The sequence below is a fragment of the Hymenobacter cyanobacteriorum genome (assembly GCF_022631375.1).
In the GTDB taxonomy this organism is placed as follows: domain Bacteria; phylum Bacteroidota; class Bacteroidia; order Cytophagales; family Hymenobacteraceae; genus Hymenobacter; species Hymenobacter cyanobacteriorum.
This window is the reverse complement of the sequence record NZ_JALBGC010000002.1, coordinates 65,974-81,436: the sequence shown is the minus strand read 5'-3', so window position 1 is coordinate 81,436 and position 15,463 is coordinate 65,974. Positions and strand designations below refer to the sequence as shown.

The window sequence follows — 15,463 nt, the reverse complement described above, 5'->3', positions numbered from 1 at the left end:
GAAAGGACCGCGCCGGAGGCGGGCCGCAAAGCTACGCACGGTACCGAAGCTGCCGTGTGGCGCATCGAACCGGGCGTTTTGCCGACTATCTTTGCTTGCCGCTGCCCCGCGCCGGGCCCACCCAATTTGGCCGGCGGGGCGGCGGCTTCCTTCTTCAATATGTCTGCACCTTCTTTCTCGCTGGTGGGCCTCGGGCCCATTATCAACCGCTGGAAATATTTCGTGGCCGGGGCCGTGGCGCTGGCCGCCATCGTGAGCGTAGTGGTTTCGCTGCTGCTGCCCAACGTCTACCGCTCCACGGCCATCTTCATCCCGACCAACCCGCAAACGGCCGACCCCGACCGCTTGCTGGAGGAAAACACCCAAATGCGCGGGCAGCTCGAGCTCAGCAGCCGGGCCGAAGACCTGGACCGGGCCATCACCATCGGCGAGTCGTTGCCGGTGGCTGAGCTTATCATTAAAAAATTTAAGCTCTACGAACACTACAAGGCCGGTACGCCCGGCGACGATAATGCCGATAACTACGTGTTGAGCGAGTTCGGCAGCAACCTGAGCCTGGTGCACAACGAGCACGACGCCATCGAGCTCAGCTTTGCCGACCGCGACAAAAAGCTGGCCGCCGATGTGGCCAACGCCATGGTGCACGTTATCGACTCGGTGAACCAGCAGCTCACGTTCGAGAACCGCCGCACCGTGCTCGACCTCTACCGCCGCCGCTACGAATACCTGAGCATCAGCTTCGAGCGCAGCAGGCGCGAGCTGGTGGGGGCGCGCCGCCGCTACGGCATTTTCGGGCTCGAAATGCAGGGCCGCTACTTGGCCAAGGCGCTTATCGAAACCGAAACGGCCTTGCGCAAGGCGGAGGCCAGCGGCGGCGACGTGACCGGCTTGCGCAGGGCCGTCCGCGGCCTCACCAAAGCCGATGGTGGCAACCAGATTAACCTCGAATCCTACGTGAGCGGCACCGACTCGCTCACTATGTTTGTAGCCCGCGTAGCCGACCTGCAAAACCGGCTCGTGGCGGCCCGCTCGGCCTACGAGTCGGCCGACCTCAGCCTGAAAGGCCGCATTTCGAGCCTCTACCAGGTGCAGAAGGCCTACCCGGCCACCCGCAAATTCAAGCCGGTGCGCTCGCTCATCGTGCTGGGCTCGGTGCTGGCCATGTTTGCCTTGTCGGTCGTTTTCATCGCCCTGCTGGAACTCTACCGCTACCACCGGCCCACAGCCACCCCTTCGGCGTGAACCCGTCGTTGAGCACCTGGTTGCTGCGCCTGCGCCATCGCCTCGAGGGGCCGCAGTGGCTGTTTGTGGCTTTTGTGGGGCTGCTGCTGCTGGGCGGCGCAGCGGCGGCCTTGGCGCGGCAGCCGGCGCTGTTGCTGCCGGCCTTGCTGGCCGTGGGGCTGCTGCTGGCGCTGGTGGAGTGGCGCTGGGTGTATTATGGCCTGTTTGCGGTGCTGCCATTCTCGCAGGAAATTGGCCTGTTTGGCGGCCTGAGCATGGACGTGCCCTCCGAACCGCTGATGCTGGTGCTCACGGCCTGCGTGGGGCTGGCGTTGTTGCTGCGGCAGGGCACGCTGCCGCGCCGCGAGTGGGCGCACCCGCTGCTACTCATCATGGCCCTGATGCTGGCCTGGACGGCCGTGGACGCGGCTTTTTCGGTCGACCACACGAAATCCATTAAATACCTGCTGGCTAAAGTGTGGTACCTGGTGCCCTTCGTGCTGGGCACGCTGCTGGTGGTGCGCCGCCCGGCCGAGGCCTGGCGCTTTGCGGCCGTGTACGCGGCCAGCGCCAGCCTGAGTGTGCTGTACGTGGCCAGCCGGCACGCCACGCGCGGCTTCAGCTTCGGCGACATTAACTGGGCGTTGCACCCGTTTTTCCGCAACCACGTTATTTATGCCACCATGCTGGCGCTGCTGCTGCCGTTTGGCTGGTTTGCACTACGGGCGGCGCGCAACGGCGGGGCGCGGCTGGCGTGGCGGGTGGTGCTGGGCGTGCTGCTGTTTGGGTTGCTCACGTCTTACACGCGGGCGTCCATCGTGTCGGTGCCGCTGGCGGCGCTGTATTTTCTGGTGTTGCGGCTGCGCCTCACGCGGCTGCTGTTGCTGGTTGTGGCCGTGGGCACTTCGCTCACCGTGAGCTACTTCGTGATTGGCGACCGGTACATGGAGTACGCCCCCGACTACGAGCACACGGTGTTCAACGGTCGCAACTTCGAGCGGCACCTCGAAGCCACTTATAAGTTTCAGGATGTTTCGGGCATGGAGCGGGTGTACCGCTGGGTAGCGGCAGCACGCATGATTGGCGAAAAGCCCCTGACGGGCAGCGGCGCAGCCACTTTCTACCCCGAATACAAGCGCTACACGGTGAAGAGCTTCCGCACCTACGTAAGCGCCAACCCCGAAAAATCGACTACCCACAACTACTTCCTGCTCCAGCTGGCCGAACAGGGCATTCCCGGCTTCTTACTGTTTATCAGCCTGATTGCGACGGCGCTTTTGTATGCCGAAAGCCTCTACCACCGCGCCCAGGCCCGGCCCGAGGTACGCCGCGTGGTACTGGCAGCCACGCTCTCGTTTGTCATCATCGTGTTCCACCTCACGCTGAATGAGCTGGTGGAAGTGGACAAGATTGGGCCGGTGTTCTTCATTTGCCTGGCGCTGCTGGTGCGCTGCGGCACTTGGCTGGAGGAACCAGAAACAGAAAATCAGGCCGTTAGCGCGGAAACTGCGGGGGCAGTCCCAACGAATCCGGTTGCCAGCCCAGCGTAGCCCGTGCCTGTTGGCGCACAGCCGTTTCGGTTACCTGCTCGTTAAGCATGGCTAGGCTGGCAATGTGCAGTACCCAACCTTTGGAAGCCGGATAAACAGGCTCGAATAGCACGTAGGTACGCGCGCCAAGCCAGTACGCACTGCCGGCCACGGCCGGGTCTGGTTGCGGCGGGCCGTACTGCTGATGCAAATAATTCTGGACGCGGCCGCCTTCCGCCTTCGGCAGGTCGATGTTAACCCCAACAAACCGGTGATTACGGAACCAATACATGGGATGTACCGACTGGCCGGCCAGCGTTAACGTATCGGCCGGCCGCCGAAACAGCTTGGTGGTGCGCCAGCGCTTACCGATGCCACTGGCCTCACGCACAAGGCCGGGCACCTGCGTGTCGAGGCGGCCAAAAGGAATGCCTCCAAAACCATTGGCTTGGTCGAGTGCTCCCAACCCTGGTGCCGGCGCTGTTTGGGTCGCCAGCAGTCCCGGCATCAGAAGCAACACGGCCCGCTTTTTCATTTAAACCGGCAGCTGAGCATGGTCACGTCGTCGGCGAAGTGCGAGCCGCGCGAGCTGTAGGCGTCGATGGTGCGCAGCATTTCCTGGTGCAGCTTGGGCAGCGGCAGGTAGCGGTTGCGGTGCAGCACGGCCAGCACGCCCTCTTCGCCAAACTCGTTGCCGTCGGCATCGAACACCTCGGTGAGACCGTCGGTGTAAAGCAGCAGCAGCGAATGGCGCGGAATGGCCACCTGCCCCACCCGCAGCATGGGCAACTCTTCCATGATACCGAGCATCACGGTACCGGTTTTAAGGGTGGTGACGTGGCCGTTGTCGGCCAGCAGCAGCGGGTCGTTGTGGCCGGCGTTCACGTATTCGAGCTGGCGGGTGCGGCGGTCGTAAATGCCAAGGAAGGCCGTAATGAACTTCTCACCGCCCGAGTTGCGAAACAGCAAATGGTTGAGCTCGGGCACCACCGTAGCCAGCGGCACGCCCTGGCGCAGCAGCGTGCGCAGCCCGGCCTGGAAATTCGACATCAACAGCGAGGCGGGTACGCCCTTGCCGCTCACGTCGGCCACGCACAGCAGCAGGCGGTCGGCGTCGATTTCGACCACGTCGTAGTAGTCGCCGCCGATTTCGGTGTGCGGCACGTAGCTGCGTTCGATAGCTAAGTCATTATCATTTGGCAGCTTGCGCGGAAAAAGAAGGGCCTGCACCTCCTGAGCAATTTCGATTTCCTTGCGCACGGCCGCATCGGCCACGCGCTGGGCCTGCAGGCGACGGTTTTCCACGGCCCCCATCAGCGTGTTGGCCAGCGAGGTGAGGAAGGGCATGAGCTGGGCGCGGTCGTAATCGGACCGGAAACCGCCCACGAACACGTAGGCCACTACCTGTCGCTGCCGCAGAATGGGCAGAATCAGCTCGTACCGCTCCCAGGCCGGGCCCAGGTTGAGGTCTTCCACCGCCTGAGGGTCGCGGATTTCGCCATGAAGCAGCTCGCTGGAAAGGTGTAGCTTTTCGGCGGTGGCCAGGTCGCAGCCCAGCACGAGGCGGGGCCGGAACTGGTCGTCTTCGCGGGCAAAAAGTACCAGCTGCACCACGTTGCGCTGGCCCTGCAGCGTGAGGCGCAGCATGTGGTACAGCTCATCGACGGAGTGGTCGCGGGCCGTCATGTCGTGGGCCACGCCCAGCACCGTATCGAGCTCGAACTGCTTGATTTGCAGCTGGCGGCGCAGCTGCTTCAGCTGTTCGTCGCGCTGGGCGAGCAAGTCGGTATCAATAGGATTTTGGGCTGGAGAATTAGGAGCAGCGGCGGCCATACGCGGCAAGGTACACTATTGCGCCGGGAAAGCCGGCGCGAGGCCACAAATTTACACCGCCACGGGCGTTTTGGGGTCGTAGGCATCGCGCAGGCCGTTGCCGAGCAGGTTGAAGCTGAGCACCAGCAGCGAAATGGCCGTGCCCGGCAGCAGCGTGAGCCACAGCCCGGCCTGGGTGCCCAGCAAGTCGTAGCCTTCTTTCACCATCAAACCCCAACTCGGCGCCGGCGGCTGCACGCCCAATCCGAGAAAGCTCAGGCCCGCTTCGAGCAGAATTGCCGACGCAAAATTACTGGTGGCCAGCACGATGAGCGGCCCGCGCATATTGGGCAGCAGGTGCCGCGCAATGAGGCGCGCCGTGGGCAGCCCCAGCACCCGGCCGGCCTCCACGAAGGTGGCCGAGCGCAAACTCAGCATCTGGCCGCGCACCACGCGGGCCACGTCCACCCACATGGTCAGGCCCACGGCTACGAAGCTCACCCACACGCCTTTGCTGTCGAGCGCCAGCGAAATGGCAATGACCAGCATGATGCCGGGAATACTCCATACCACGGTCATCACTCCTAATAGCAGCGAATCGACCCAGCCGCCGAAGTAGCCGGCCACCGCGCCCACGGCCATGCCCAGCACCAGCGAAATCAGCACCGCCACCAGCCCGATGCCCAGCGAGATGCGCGTGCCCAGCAGCAGCCGGCTCAGCTCGTCGCGGCCGGCTTTGTCGGTACCCAGCGCGTAGGTGCGGTAATGCGTCTGGGTATCGAACAGCTGCTTTATAGGTGTGTGCATTGCCACCTGCTGCCACGGCGCAGGGGCAGCACCTTCAGGTGTCCAGGGACGAACAGCTACCGTAGCACCATCCACCCGGCGATAAGCAGCAATGGGCATTTCTTCGGCTTGCACCTCACGGCCATGCAGCCAAATATGAAAGATATTATTGTCAGCGGCGGGCTCGGCAAGAACGGAATTGGGTAGTGGCAACCGCAAAAACCTAACTCGCAGGCCGGGGCCTTCCTTCTGAATCTGGACGAAGCCGTGGTTGGCGTTGGGCGAGTTGTCGGGTAGCACCCAATAGCCCAGCAGCGCCACCAGCGTGCACAGAGCGATAAAGGCCAGGCCGGCTACAGCGGGCCGGTTTTGCCACAGGCGCTGGCGCACGTAGTAGCCCGGCGGCCGGGCGGCGGCCGTGGTTGTGGCGGTGGGCGCTGCGGAAACTGCCGAGGCCACGCTTAGCGGGTGTTGTGTTGCAGCAGGCCTTCCTTCGAAGCCAGGTAGGCGGCATCGCGGGCAATGGCGCCGAACGACGTGGTTTCGTAGGCCAGTTCGGTGTCGGGGTCGGGCCAGTAGCTGCGGATAAGGCCCTGCTCCAACAGGCTGCGGAGCTGGTTTTCGAGCTCCTGGGGCGGCAAGCCGGTTTTCTGGAGCAGCGTGCGAAAGGGGGTGACGAAGTACAGCTCGTCGAGCAGGTCGAATTCGGGGTCAGTCACGGGAGGAAATCAGGCGGGCTGGGATTGGGGCAAATGTAAGCCAGGCACCGGCTCTGGCCCCAACCCGGGCAAAATGTGCCGGGGCCGGAGCCACATTCTGCAACCAATCCGCGAATCGAAACGACCGGGCTACATTTGGCCCACTCATTACCCCGAAGCCCGGTACCGGGTAACCACCTGTCATTCCCCTCCTACGCGGCCTTCTATGCAGCATTATCAGGTAAAATCGGTCGATACGAAACACTTCCGGCTGACGCAGGCCGACACCGAAATCGGCGAACTGGAATACGACAGCTGGTTTTCCTTCACGGCCGAAATCATGCTGGCCGACCGCACCCGCTACGCGATTCAGCCCAAGGGATTCTGGGGCACTACCATCGAAATCAAGGACTAGGAGCAGGTGCTGCTTGACTTTAAGATGAACTGGAAGGGGCAAATTCTGATTCGTACCCTTTTCGGCGGCCCGGAGGCTTACTACATCTTCAAGCAGCCAAGCCTGCTGAAAAACACGTTCGTCCTCGTGCATGAGGACGAAACGGAACTGCTCAGCATTGAGCCCGACTTTAAATGGACCAAGCTGAATAGTGATTACCGGCTAGCGGCTTCGGATGCGTTTGAGCAGTTGGTCCGCAAAGAGCTGCTGCTGCTGACGGCCATTCATTGCGCCAATTACTACCTTACGATGATGGCTGCCGCCGCTTAGCCCCCGCAGCGCTTCCCCCTTATGCTCAAGCGCCTACTTCTGCTGGTACTGGTACTGGTACTGGTACTGGTACTGGTACTGGTACTGGCGACTGGTACTGGCGACTGGCTGGTTTGGCGCCATCTGGCTTCGAAAACCTCCCCGGCCCGTTGCCGCGTCGTCTCCGTTCGTAAGCTATTGCCTCGACCCGCGCCGCACGCCGCTACGGATGTACTGGCGCGACGAGCAGCAACGCCGCTTCGGGAGCCTGGGCCGCCTGCGCGGCTGGCTGGCGGCGCGGCACGAGCGCCTGCTCTTCGCCATGAACGGGGGCATGTTCACCCCTTTATTTGAACCGCAGGGGCTTTATATCGAGAACGGACAGCCGGTAATGCCACTGGACACTGCTGCCGGCACAGGCAACTTCTACCTGCGGCCCAACGGCGTGTTTTACCTCGACACCGACCGCAGCGCGCACCTTGTGCCCACAGCCGCTTTCCACAACAACGGCCGCGTGGCCTACGCCACCCAATCGGGGCCCATGCTGGTGCTTGATGGTCGCATTCACCCCGCCTTCCGCCCGGGCTCGGCCAACGTGCAGGTGCGCAACGGCGTGGGCCTGCTGCCCGATGGCCGCGTGCTGCTAGCTATGTCGAAAAGCAAAGTCAACTTCTACGATTTCGCCGAATACTTTCAAAAAGCAGGCTGCCGACAGGCGCTCTACCTCGATGGCTTCGTGTCGCGCACCTACGCGCCGGCCGCCGGCTGGACGCAACTGGACGGAGACTTCGGCGTCATCATTGGTGCTACCGAACCGCAACCGTAGCAGCCGTGGCAACGGGTGCTCCTTCTTCCAAGTTGATGTAGGCCACAATCGAAGCAATTTCTTTGTCCGAAAGCGCGAAGGAAGGCATCTGTTGCTTGTTGAATTTATTGAACAGCGCCACGGCGTAGTCATCGCCACTGGCCACTACTTTGCTCGAATTCTTCACCCAGGGCAATATCCAGCTAATGGGCCGACGCTTCGTAATTCCTGCGAGGGCTGGGCCCACCACCTGCTCGTTCACAGCGTGACATTGAGCGCAGTTGCCTTTGAAAAGAGCATTCCCGGCGGCGACTTCCGCAGCTTGGGCGGCAGTAAGCTGCGGCATTGGCGCAGCCACAGGCCGCGCGGAAAGCTGCGGGCCCTCTGGCTCGCCAGGGTCGCGCCGTTCGGCCAGCGCATCGTCGGCCGCGAAGCCTGCCAGGCCGGCAGCGCTTAGGAGGGTAAAACCAAAGAGCACGACTATCAACGCCATGCCCACCGTCAGGGCGAAACTCACCGGATTGCGACGCATAACACGTTGGGCTTAGGTGGAATATATATGCGGCAAATTTACCATCCAAGCCCCGCGAGGTGTTTTTTTGCCGACCTATTTTAGCCAATTATGGCCCCACTCTACCGCACCGCTCGCCCCTTCCACTCGTAGCCGCCGCGCAACCCCGCCAGCCCCACGGCCAGCGCGTACGGCGCGTACAGCAACTGTAGCGGCAGCAGGCCAGCCAGCCAGCGCCGCCGCCCCAGCAGCCCCAGCACCGGCCCCAGAAACCAGGCATCGCCGCCCAGCTTGAGGGCCGCCGCGCCCGCCACCCACGGCCAGAGCCCGGGCCACACCAGCGCGCCCCCCACGCCGGCGGCCAGCGCCACGTTGGCCCCCAGCACCAGCAGCGCCAGCCGCTGCGGCGCGGCGCTGCGATAGTGCGCCCACTTGCTGGCCCAGCGCACCCGCTGCCGCAGCAGCGCCCGCAGCGTGGGCGGCGCGGCCGTGCGCACAATGGCATCGGCCGCAAACAGAAAACGCGCCGTGCCCGGAAACCGCGCGTGGATGGCGTGGAGAAGGAATTCATCGTCGCCGCTGGCTAAATGAGAATGCTCGGCGAAGCCCCCCACCGCCTCGAACGCCGTGCGGCGGTAAGCCAGGTTGGCCCCGTTGCACATGGTGGGTGCTTGCCGGGCCAGGCAGGCGGCCCCCACTCCTACCAGCCCTGCAAATTCCAGCCCCATGAGCGTGGTGAACAGATTCTCCGGCCCCGTCAGCAGCACCGGGCCGCTGATGAAATTGGTGTCGGGCTGCCGGGCCAGCAGCGCCGTGTAGGCTGCCAGCCAGCCGGGGGCAAGGCGGCAGTCGGCATCGGTGCACACCAGCCAGGGCGCGCGGGCCGCCTGCTGGGCGGCGAGCAGGGCAGCCTTTTTGCCGGTGGCCGCAGCGGGCAATTCGATGAGGCGAAGGGTGAAACTGGTTTCTTTCGCGGCTGCTGCTATGATGGCAGCCGTGGCATCGGTCGAGTGGTCGTCGGCGATGAGAACTTCGAATTGGCCCGCCGGGAAAGATTGGGCGGCGAGGTCGCGCAGGATTTGCGGTAAGTTCTCGGCCTCGTTGCGGGCGGCAATGAGGATGGAGAAATCCGGCGGCGTTGAAGTTAAAAGTTGAGAGTTAAAAGTTAAAAACGCAATGTCTATTCCCGTTGCTTCGACGTCTCCGCTTAGGCTTTTATGGTTTCCAACGCCAATATTTTTAACTTTTAACTTTTCACTTTTAACTCCCGCCTGCCAGCCGCCGCGCAGCCAGCCCATCAGCCCCGCGTACAGTGCCGGCAACACGAGCAAGCCTACACCCGCCGCAATCATTATTTCGTGGCGCGTTTTTCGCGCAGCACGCGCAAGCCGGGCACCAGCAGCAGGCCGGCCGCGCTGGGCAGCGCAATATTGATAACCCACAGGCTGAGGCTGGCCGAGAGCACCGGCAGCGCCGGCTGCCCCAGCAGCCCAAACAGGTGCGTGGCCGACAACTCGCGCACGCCCACATCTGCCAGTGCATTGAGCGAAGGCACCAACGATTTCAGAAAAAACGTGCCCGCTACGGCGGCCAAACCCGGCCCCAGCGGCCCGCCCACGCCATACGCCGCCAGCAGCAGCATAAACTGCGCGCAGAATACCGCGTAACGCAGCCCCGAAATGGCCAGCACCGTGTGCAGCGCCCGCGCCGGATACGTGGGCATAATGGCCAGCGCCGGCCGAAACTGCCGCAGCGGCCGCCACAGCCCCAGCGCCGCCAGCAGCAGCTGCGAGCGGTACAGCGGCACCAGCACCAGCCCGCTCAGCAGCGCCGCCGAGGCTACCACGCCCAGCCCGGCCGCCGGGTAGCCGTTCAAATAAAACTTCAGCACGAAGTAGAGCAGGCCCGCCACGCCGGCCAGCACCGTGGCCACCAGCTGGCAGTAGCGCCCCAGAAAAACCGCACCCAGCGCACTCACGCGGCGGCTTTTCAGCTCGATGATGCGGCCGGCGTAGTCGCCCACGCGGTTGGGGGTGGCGAAGCCCAGCGTGAGGCCCACCAGCACCGCCCGGAAGCTGCGCCCGAACGTGACCGGCTCGAGGTGCCGGGCCAGGCGGTACCATTTCCAGGCCTCCAGGCCCCAGTTGGCGGGCACCAGGGCCAGGGCCAGCAGGACAGGACCGCGCCCGGCCCCGCCAAGCGTGGTGGCCAGCAACTGCCGCCAAGCCGCCGCCGTATCGGGCGTGGCGAAAATGGAATTGTAGAGCAGCCCGAGCGTGAGCAGCGTGATGCCGATTTTGCTCCAGAACACGACGCGCTTCCACTGCCGGGCGCGGCGGGCGTCGGGCTCGGTGGGGCCGTTGCCGCGGTTGACTGGCGTGCCCGAAGGTGCAGCGGCTCCTGCTGCGCCGGTTGTTTCGGAAGAAACCGGGTTGGCCGACTGCCCGGCCTTACCTGGGGCGTAACTTTGTAGGAGATGCCCGCCCCTACCCGTCCCCGCCCCGCGCCCGCCGCCGATTTGCTGCCCAAAATCATCATGGGTGTCGACCCCGGCACCCAGATTATGGGCTACGCCCTGATTGAGGTGCGCGGCCAGCGCGTGGACGTGCTGTGCTACGACGTTATCAATATGAAGGCCCTGGGCTCGAATCACGCCGTAAAGCTAAAGCGGATTTTCGACCGCATGCTGGAACTCATCGACGAGTACCTGCCCGACGAGCTGGCCATCGAAGCCCCGTTTTTCGGCGTCAACGTGCAAAGCATGCTCAAGCTGGGCCGGGCGCAGGGCGTGGCCATCGCGGCCGCCCTCTCCCGCCAGATTCCCTACGTGGAGTACGCCCCCACCAAGGTGAAGCAGTCCGTGACGGGCTCGGGCAATTCCACCAAGGAGCAGGTGGCCCACATGCTGCGCCAGACGCTGAAGCTGCCGCCCATTGCCGAGGCCAGCACCTTTCTGGATGCGACCGACGCGCTGGCCGTGGCCCTCTGCCACCATTATATGAAAGGCAACAACGTCACGGCCAGCGGCGGCAAAAGCTGGGGCAAGTTCTTGGCCGAAAACCCCGAGCGACTGGGGGCGAGTACGGGCGCGGTGAAAAAGAAAGCGCCTACAAAATCGTAGGCGCGGGACAGGAAACTCATTAATTCAGGGCGAACAGAACAGGTCATAGCTGGCATTATTGCTCAGCTTGTCGACGGTTTTTCAGTTGTTCGATGTCTGTTATATCCTTTGCTCGGGCATTGGTTGCTTTGTCATGCAATAAATCGTCGTAGCCGATAAATGGAATAGTCACCTCTGCAAAAACAACATGCTCTTTTTTCGCAAAAGCGGCATTGAATGGCATCGCTGATTTTAATGCGGGCAGCAAGTCAAGGGTAAACGACTCAAATTCATACTTAAAGAAGGACGTTTTGGGAATTGGAGCTTGTTCATTTTTAAATTTCGTCACATTTTGGCCGAGCTCAGCCAGCGCGTCAAGCAATTTGAAGTAATTGCCATACGTGGGGTTATACCACACGTCCACATCCGGTTTATCAGCGGCGACACCGGCCGAATTAACGGAGTACCTGAAATAGCCGTGCAAGGCTACTGCCGTGCCTCCTACCAACAGGTAATCGACGGAGTGCTTGTTGAGGACACTGCACACCCGAAGGATGCTTTCAGTCAGGTCATTTTCCATGCGCGCCTGTTGCTTTCTTCTGGTGCGTAAAATCCTTTCGCAGCCGGGCCAGCAACTCTTCAAATTGCGACTGGTGCGTACGCTGGGCCGTTGGAGCTATTTCGCCCGGTACGTTTTCCGCTTTCAATTCTTCAAAACTGGCATATCGGGTTAGCTTAGCCATAGTATGAGCGTTATCGCCGTTTTGCATGAGATTAATGGCACTATCAGCGAGAGTAGTAGGTGACTTGTGGCTTTAACGCAAGATAAGTCCGCTACAATTCACTCGCTTGTTCAAAGGTGCTCTCCGCTACTTCAGCGGCTTGGGCCACACGTAGTTTTTCGACCACTCCTGGAACACGGCCACCTCGTTGGGGTGCGCCGCCAGCCACTGCTGCACCTCGGGCACCTGGGTTTGGGAGGCGTGGGCGAGGTAGGCGAAGGCCGGCACAAAGCCCTTCTTCTGCATTTCGACGAAGTAGGGCACGTAATAATTCCAGGTGAAGCCTTTTTGGTTTTCGCCCAGCTCGCCCAGGCCCTCGCAGAGCGAATCGAACTGCCGGACGAACCGCTCGATGGGCGTGGCCGGCGGCGGCACGTCTTTGTTCAGCGATTTATCCAGCATAGTTGCGCTCGAAATAGAGAGCAGCATTTCGGCGGGGCCGAAATTATCGGGGCCGCTTTCTTTGCCGTTGCTACCGGCCAGCGCCGCACTGGAAACATTGATGGTAATGGCGTTTTCGCCGGTGCGGGCCACGCCCAACTCCATGGCCTTGTCGAGCATGGGCAGGCGCTGCACCGACCGCGCGCTCCGCGGCTCCAGAATCAGAAAGCGGCTCAGCGAGAGCAGGCCGGGAATGCGGTGCTGGCTGGCGGTCTGCATCACGCCCAGGCTCATGTGCGAGCTGGCGTGGTTGGGGTTCAGGGTGATGGCCTGCTGGAAGCTGCCGATGCTGGCTGGCAGCTGCCCGTTGCGGGCCTGCGCCACGCCGGCGTTGAAATAGAGCGAGTACGAGTCGGGGAAGTACTTGAGGCCCTGCTCGTAGATGCGCACGGCCTCCTTGGGCTTTTTCAGGCCGTCGAGGCTATTGCCGTAGGTTACGTACACGCTCGGGTCCACGCGCGGGTTGGCCTTGATGAGTTTTTCGCAAATGGCGGCGGCTTCGGCGTTGCGGTCGAGAGCGTTGTAAGTAAGAGCCAGTTCGCTGAGGGCGGTAGTATTGGCAGGCTCGGCGGCCAATACCTGCTGGTAGCGGGCCAGGGCCTCATCGTACTTACCGGCATCGTAGAGGCGAATGCCTTCGTCGATAAGCTCACGGGCGGGGCGCGGGGCGGTTTGGGCGAAGGCGGCGGACGTCAGGCTCAGGCCCAGCAATAAGAGTAAAGCGTTTTTCATGGGAAAGGGGAAAGGATTGAACCGGTACAACGATGCTGCAGCCGCAAAACGTATGGGCCACCCGGCAGCGGGTGGGTGGCTAGTCCTGCAGGCCTTTGCCCTGCAAAATGGCCGACCGGTACTTAGCAATGCGGGCCTCGCGGGTTTTGGCTTGCTTGGGGGCGGCAAAATAGAGCAGGTAGCCCCGTTGCCGGCCGGGTGTTAGGGCGCGGAAGGCGGCCTGCAGGGCGGGGTCGGCGGCCAGCTGCTGCTGGAGCTCGGCGGGCACGGCAAATTCGGCCGTGGCTTTACGGCGCACCTGGGTGCCTGCTTTTTCCAACTCGATGGCTGCCTGCACGTAGGCCCGTAGTGCAGGTGCCCGTTGGGCCACGTCGGCCGCGCTGGCAAAGCGCAATTGCCGGGCGGCCTGCGTGTTGGCCGTTTGGGCCACGAGCAGGCGCCTGGGGTCGGGCAGCAGCGCCCCCTTCATAAACAGCACCGCGCAGTAGTCGCGGAAGGCGTGCAACAGCAGCACGTTGCGGCCCAGGGCCGTGTAGCAGGGCACTCCCCACTTCAGTTCTTCGGAGAGGCCGCTGCCGAGCACCACCGCGCGCAGGGCGGCCAGCTCATCGCGCCATTTTTCGGCCCGCTGAAAATAAAAATCGACCCGGGGATTGTCGTTGGACATAATAGCAGCAAGGTCACGTGACGGGCCTCAACCGGCAACTTCGGCACTGGCCGCGACATTTCCCAACCGGCCGGTTACGCCGGCTACGGTGCCACATGCAGCTCGCCCGCCGCGTACGTCACGGCGTAGCCGCCAATGTCGACCCGGTCGCCGCGCAGGCGGCACCAGAGGTCGCCGCCGCGGGGCGAAATCTGGCGGGCGCGCAGCTCGGTTTTGCCCAGCTTGTCGGCCCAGAACGGGATGAGCGAGTTGTGGGCCGAACCCGTGACGGGGTCCTCCGGCACGCCCACGCGGGGGGCAAAAAAGCGCGACACGAAATCAATGCCCCCGGAGCCGGGCGCGGTGGCGATGATGCCCACGTAGTCGAACGCGGCAATGGCGGCCATATCGGGTTGCAGCGCGGCCACTTCGGCTTCGGAGGCGAATACGGCCACGAGGTCGCGGGCGGCCAGCGCGGCTTGGGGCTTGCCGCCGAGAGCCGCGGCCAGGCCGGCGGGCAGCTCGGCCAGCGGCTGGGGCGGGCGCGAAGGAAAATCGAGCACGAGGCGGCCGCTGGCTTCGCGGGCTACCCGCAGCGGGCCACTCTGGCTGTGAAACACCACCTGCGCGCCGGCAAAGCCGAGGTGCGTGAACAGCACGTGCGCCGCCGCCAGCGTGGCGTGCCCACAGAGGTCGATTTCGACGGCCGGCGTGAACCAGCGCAGGTCGAATTCATTGGTAGTACCGGCGCGGGGCACGAAAAAGGCGGTTTCGGCCAGGCTGTTTTCGGCGGCAATCTGCTGCATGAGGGCGGCGGGCAGCGGGGCATCGAGGGGGCACACGCCGGCAGGGTTGCCGGCGAAGGGCATTTGGGCGAAGGCGTCGACGTGGAAGTAGCGGAGCATAGTGGCGGCAGTAGCGGGCGGGTGAGATGAATTGCCTGGGCAAGAATACGGCGGCGCAAATAGATGCGCGGCCAAGAGCCGGGCTGGCCGTGGCGCGGCTTATTTTCGAAATACTTTTAGCCCCACGCAACCCGGGCGGCGCCACGCCGGTCAGGGGTGCGAGGCGGGCTGGTACCGTTCGCCTTTTTTTCCTTTCCTGCTGCATGCCGCCTTCCGTGACCACGGTGGACGACGCCCTGTTGGCCGCGTGCCGGCGGGGCGAGTCGGCCGCGCAACACCAGCTTTACCGCCTGCTGGCCTACCGGCTGATGGGGGTGTGCCTCCGCTATTGCCCCAACCGTACCGAAGCCGAAGACGCCCTGCAGAACACATTCGTTAAAATTTTCACCCGCCTCGACCAGTACCGCGGCCAGGGACCGTTCGAAGCCTGGGCCCGCCGCATTGCCGTCACGACCTCGCTGCATGCCCTAGAGCAGCACCGCCTGCGCCACCCCGGTCCGGCCGGCGACACCCTCGACGAGCTGGCCGCCGACCTGCCCACCGCCGAGCCCTCGGCCCTCGACCACCTGGCCACTGCCGACCTGCTGGCCCTGCTCGATACGCTGCCGCCGGGTTACCGCGCGGTGCTCAATCTGTATGCCGTGGAGGGCTACTCGCACCAGGAAATCGGCGAGCTGCTGGGCATTGCCGAGGGCACCTCGAAATCGCAGCTGGCCCGGGCCCGCCGGCTGCTCGAAACCCGCCTGGTGGCCCACCACTCACCCCAATTGCCATGACCGACCGCCAACCCGA

General features: G+C 63.4%; 19 protein-coding genes. 7 read left to right on the top strand and 12 right to left on the bottom strand.

Features of this window, described 5'->3' with window-relative positions:
• Positions 1-159: 159 nt before the first annotated feature.
• Together MON38_RS05635 and MON38_RS22830 are read left to right on the top strand one after the other, a co-directional pair.
• Positions 160-1,242 (top strand): GumC domain-containing protein, encoded by a 1,083-nt coding sequence (locus tag MON38_RS05635; protein ID WP_241935176.1) that lies wholly within the window; start codon positions 160-162, stop codon positions 1,240-1,242.
• Entirely contained in the window at positions 1,239-2,771 is a 1,533-nt protein-coding gene (locus MON38_RS22830; RefSeq protein WP_241935175.1) for an O-antigen ligase family protein, read from the top strand. The genes MON38_RS05635 and MON38_RS22830 overlap by 4 nt, the downstream gene beginning before the upstream one ends.
• Here the strand turns inward: MON38_RS22830 and MON38_RS05625 are convergent.
• The 4 genes from MON38_RS05625 to MON38_RS05610 are packed head-to-tail and all read right to left on the bottom strand — an operon-like array spanning position 2,716 to position 6,067.
• A complete protein-coding gene (locus MON38_RS05625; RefSeq protein WP_241935174.1) occupies positions 2,716-3,285 on the bottom strand; it encodes a hypothetical protein in 570 nt (189 codons plus the stop codon). The two genes, MON38_RS22830 and MON38_RS05625, sit on opposite strands and share 56 nt — an antisense overlap.
• Positions 3,282-4,583 (bottom strand): PP2C family protein-serine/threonine phosphatase, encoded by a 1,302-nt coding sequence (locus tag MON38_RS05620; protein WP_241935173.1) that lies wholly within the window; start codon positions 4,581-4,583, stop codon positions 3,282-3,284. The genes MON38_RS05625 and MON38_RS05620 overlap by 4 nt, the downstream gene beginning before the upstream one ends.
• A 51-nt stretch (positions 4,584-4,634) precedes the next feature.
• Complete coding sequence (locus MON38_RS05615) at positions 4,635-5,807, bottom strand: ABC transporter permease (protein WP_241935172.1); 1,173 nt, start codon at positions 5,805-5,807, stop codon at positions 4,635-4,637.
• Between the two features lie 2 nt (positions 5,808-5,809).
• A complete protein-coding gene (locus MON38_RS05610) occupies positions 5,810-6,067 on the bottom strand; it encodes a hypothetical protein (RefSeq protein ID WP_241935171.1) in 258 nt (85 codons plus the stop codon).
• A 205-nt stretch (positions 6,068-6,272) separates the two neighbouring features.
• Between MON38_RS05610 and MON38_RS05605 the strand changes: the two genes are divergently transcribed.
• The 3 genes from MON38_RS05605 (at position 6,273) to MON38_RS05595 (ending at position 7,575) form a co-directional block, all read left to right on the top strand.
• Positions 6,273-6,461 (top strand): hypothetical protein, encoded by a 189-nt coding sequence (locus MON38_RS05605; RefSeq protein WP_241935170.1) that lies wholly within the window; start codon positions 6,273-6,275, stop codon positions 6,459-6,461.
• A 6-nt stretch (positions 6,462-6,467) separates the two neighbouring features.
• A complete protein-coding gene (locus tag MON38_RS05600; protein ID WP_241935169.1) occupies positions 6,468-6,770 on the top strand; it encodes a hypothetical protein in 303 nt (100 codons plus the stop codon).
• Between the two features lie 208 nt (positions 6,771-6,978).
• The gene (locus tag MON38_RS05595; protein ID WP_241935168.1) at positions 6,979-7,575 is read left to right on the top strand and encodes a phosphodiester glycosidase family protein; all 597 of its coding nucleotides are present in this window, start codon (positions 6,979-6,981) and stop codon (positions 7,573-7,575) included.
• Here MON38_RS05595 and MON38_RS05590 read toward each other — a convergent pair.
• The 3 genes from MON38_RS05590 to MON38_RS05580 all read right to left on the bottom strand — a co-directional run bounded on the left by MON38_RS05590 (position 7,556) and on the right by MON38_RS05580 (position 10,376).
• Positions 7,556-8,086, bottom strand: coding sequence for a c-type cytochrome (locus MON38_RS05590; RefSeq protein WP_241935167.1), 531 nt, complete (start codon positions 8,084-8,086; stop codon positions 7,556-7,558). The genes MON38_RS05595 and MON38_RS05590 overlap by 20 nt on opposite strands.
• Positions 8,087-8,187: 101 nt before the next feature.
• Positions 8,188-9,390 carry a glycosyltransferase gene (locus tag MON38_RS05585; protein ID WP_241935980.1) on the bottom strand — a complete coding sequence of 401 codons (1,203 nt, stop codon included), beginning with the start codon at positions 9,388-9,390 and terminating at the stop codon, positions 8,188-8,190.
• Between the two features lie 26 nt (positions 9,391-9,416).
• The gene (locus MON38_RS05580) at positions 9,417-10,376 is read right to left on the bottom strand and encodes a lysylphosphatidylglycerol synthase domain-containing protein (protein ID WP_241935166.1); all 960 of its coding nucleotides are present in this window, start codon (positions 10,374-10,376) and stop codon (positions 9,417-9,419) included.
• A gap of 165 nt (positions 10,377-10,541) precedes the next feature.
• Here MON38_RS05580 and ruvC point away from each other — a divergent pair, with 165 nt between their 5' ends.
• On the top strand, positions 10,542-11,186 hold the full coding sequence (gene ruvC / locus MON38_RS05575) for a crossover junction endodeoxyribonuclease RuvC (RefSeq protein ID WP_277881387.1): 645 nt from the start codon (positions 10,542-10,544) through the stop codon (positions 11,184-11,186).
• A gap of 55 nt (positions 11,187-11,241) precedes the next feature.
• Here ruvC and MON38_RS05570 read toward each other — a convergent pair whose 3' ends face one another.
• From MON38_RS05570 to MON38_RS05550, 5 genes are all read right to left on the bottom strand, one after another.
• Positions 11,242-11,745 carry a hypothetical protein gene (locus MON38_RS05570; RefSeq protein WP_241935165.1) on the bottom strand — a complete coding sequence of 168 codons (504 nt, stop codon included), beginning with the start codon at positions 11,743-11,745 and terminating at the stop codon, positions 11,242-11,244.
• Positions 11,735-11,908, bottom strand: coding sequence for a hypothetical protein (locus tag MON38_RS05565; protein WP_241935164.1), 174 nt, complete (start codon positions 11,906-11,908; stop codon positions 11,735-11,737). Before MON38_RS05565 ends, MON38_RS05570 begins: the two co-directional genes overlap by 11 nt.
• Positions 11,909-12,034: 126 nt before the next feature.
• Positions 12,035-13,120: a tetratricopeptide repeat protein gene (locus MON38_RS05560; RefSeq protein WP_241935163.1), complete on the bottom strand. Its 1,086-nt coding sequence runs from the start codon at positions 13,118-13,120 to the stop codon at positions 12,035-12,037.
• A gap of 79 nt (positions 13,121-13,199) precedes the next feature.
• Positions 13,200-13,787 (bottom strand): YdeI/OmpD-associated family protein, encoded by a 588-nt coding sequence (locus MON38_RS05555; RefSeq protein WP_241935162.1) that lies wholly within the window; start codon positions 13,785-13,787, stop codon positions 13,200-13,202.
• A gap of 83 nt (positions 13,788-13,870) precedes the next feature.
• Positions 13,871-14,671, bottom strand: coding sequence for a PhzF family phenazine biosynthesis protein (locus MON38_RS05550; protein WP_241935161.1), 801 nt, complete (start codon positions 14,669-14,671; stop codon positions 13,871-13,873).
• A gap of 203 nt (positions 14,672-14,874) precedes the next feature.
• Here MON38_RS05550 and MON38_RS05545 point away from each other — a divergent pair, with 203 nt between their 5' ends.
• A complete protein-coding gene (locus MON38_RS05545; RefSeq protein ID WP_241935160.1) occupies positions 14,875-15,447 on the top strand; it encodes an RNA polymerase sigma factor in 573 nt (190 codons plus the stop codon).
• Positions 15,448-15,463 lie beyond the last annotated feature (16 nt).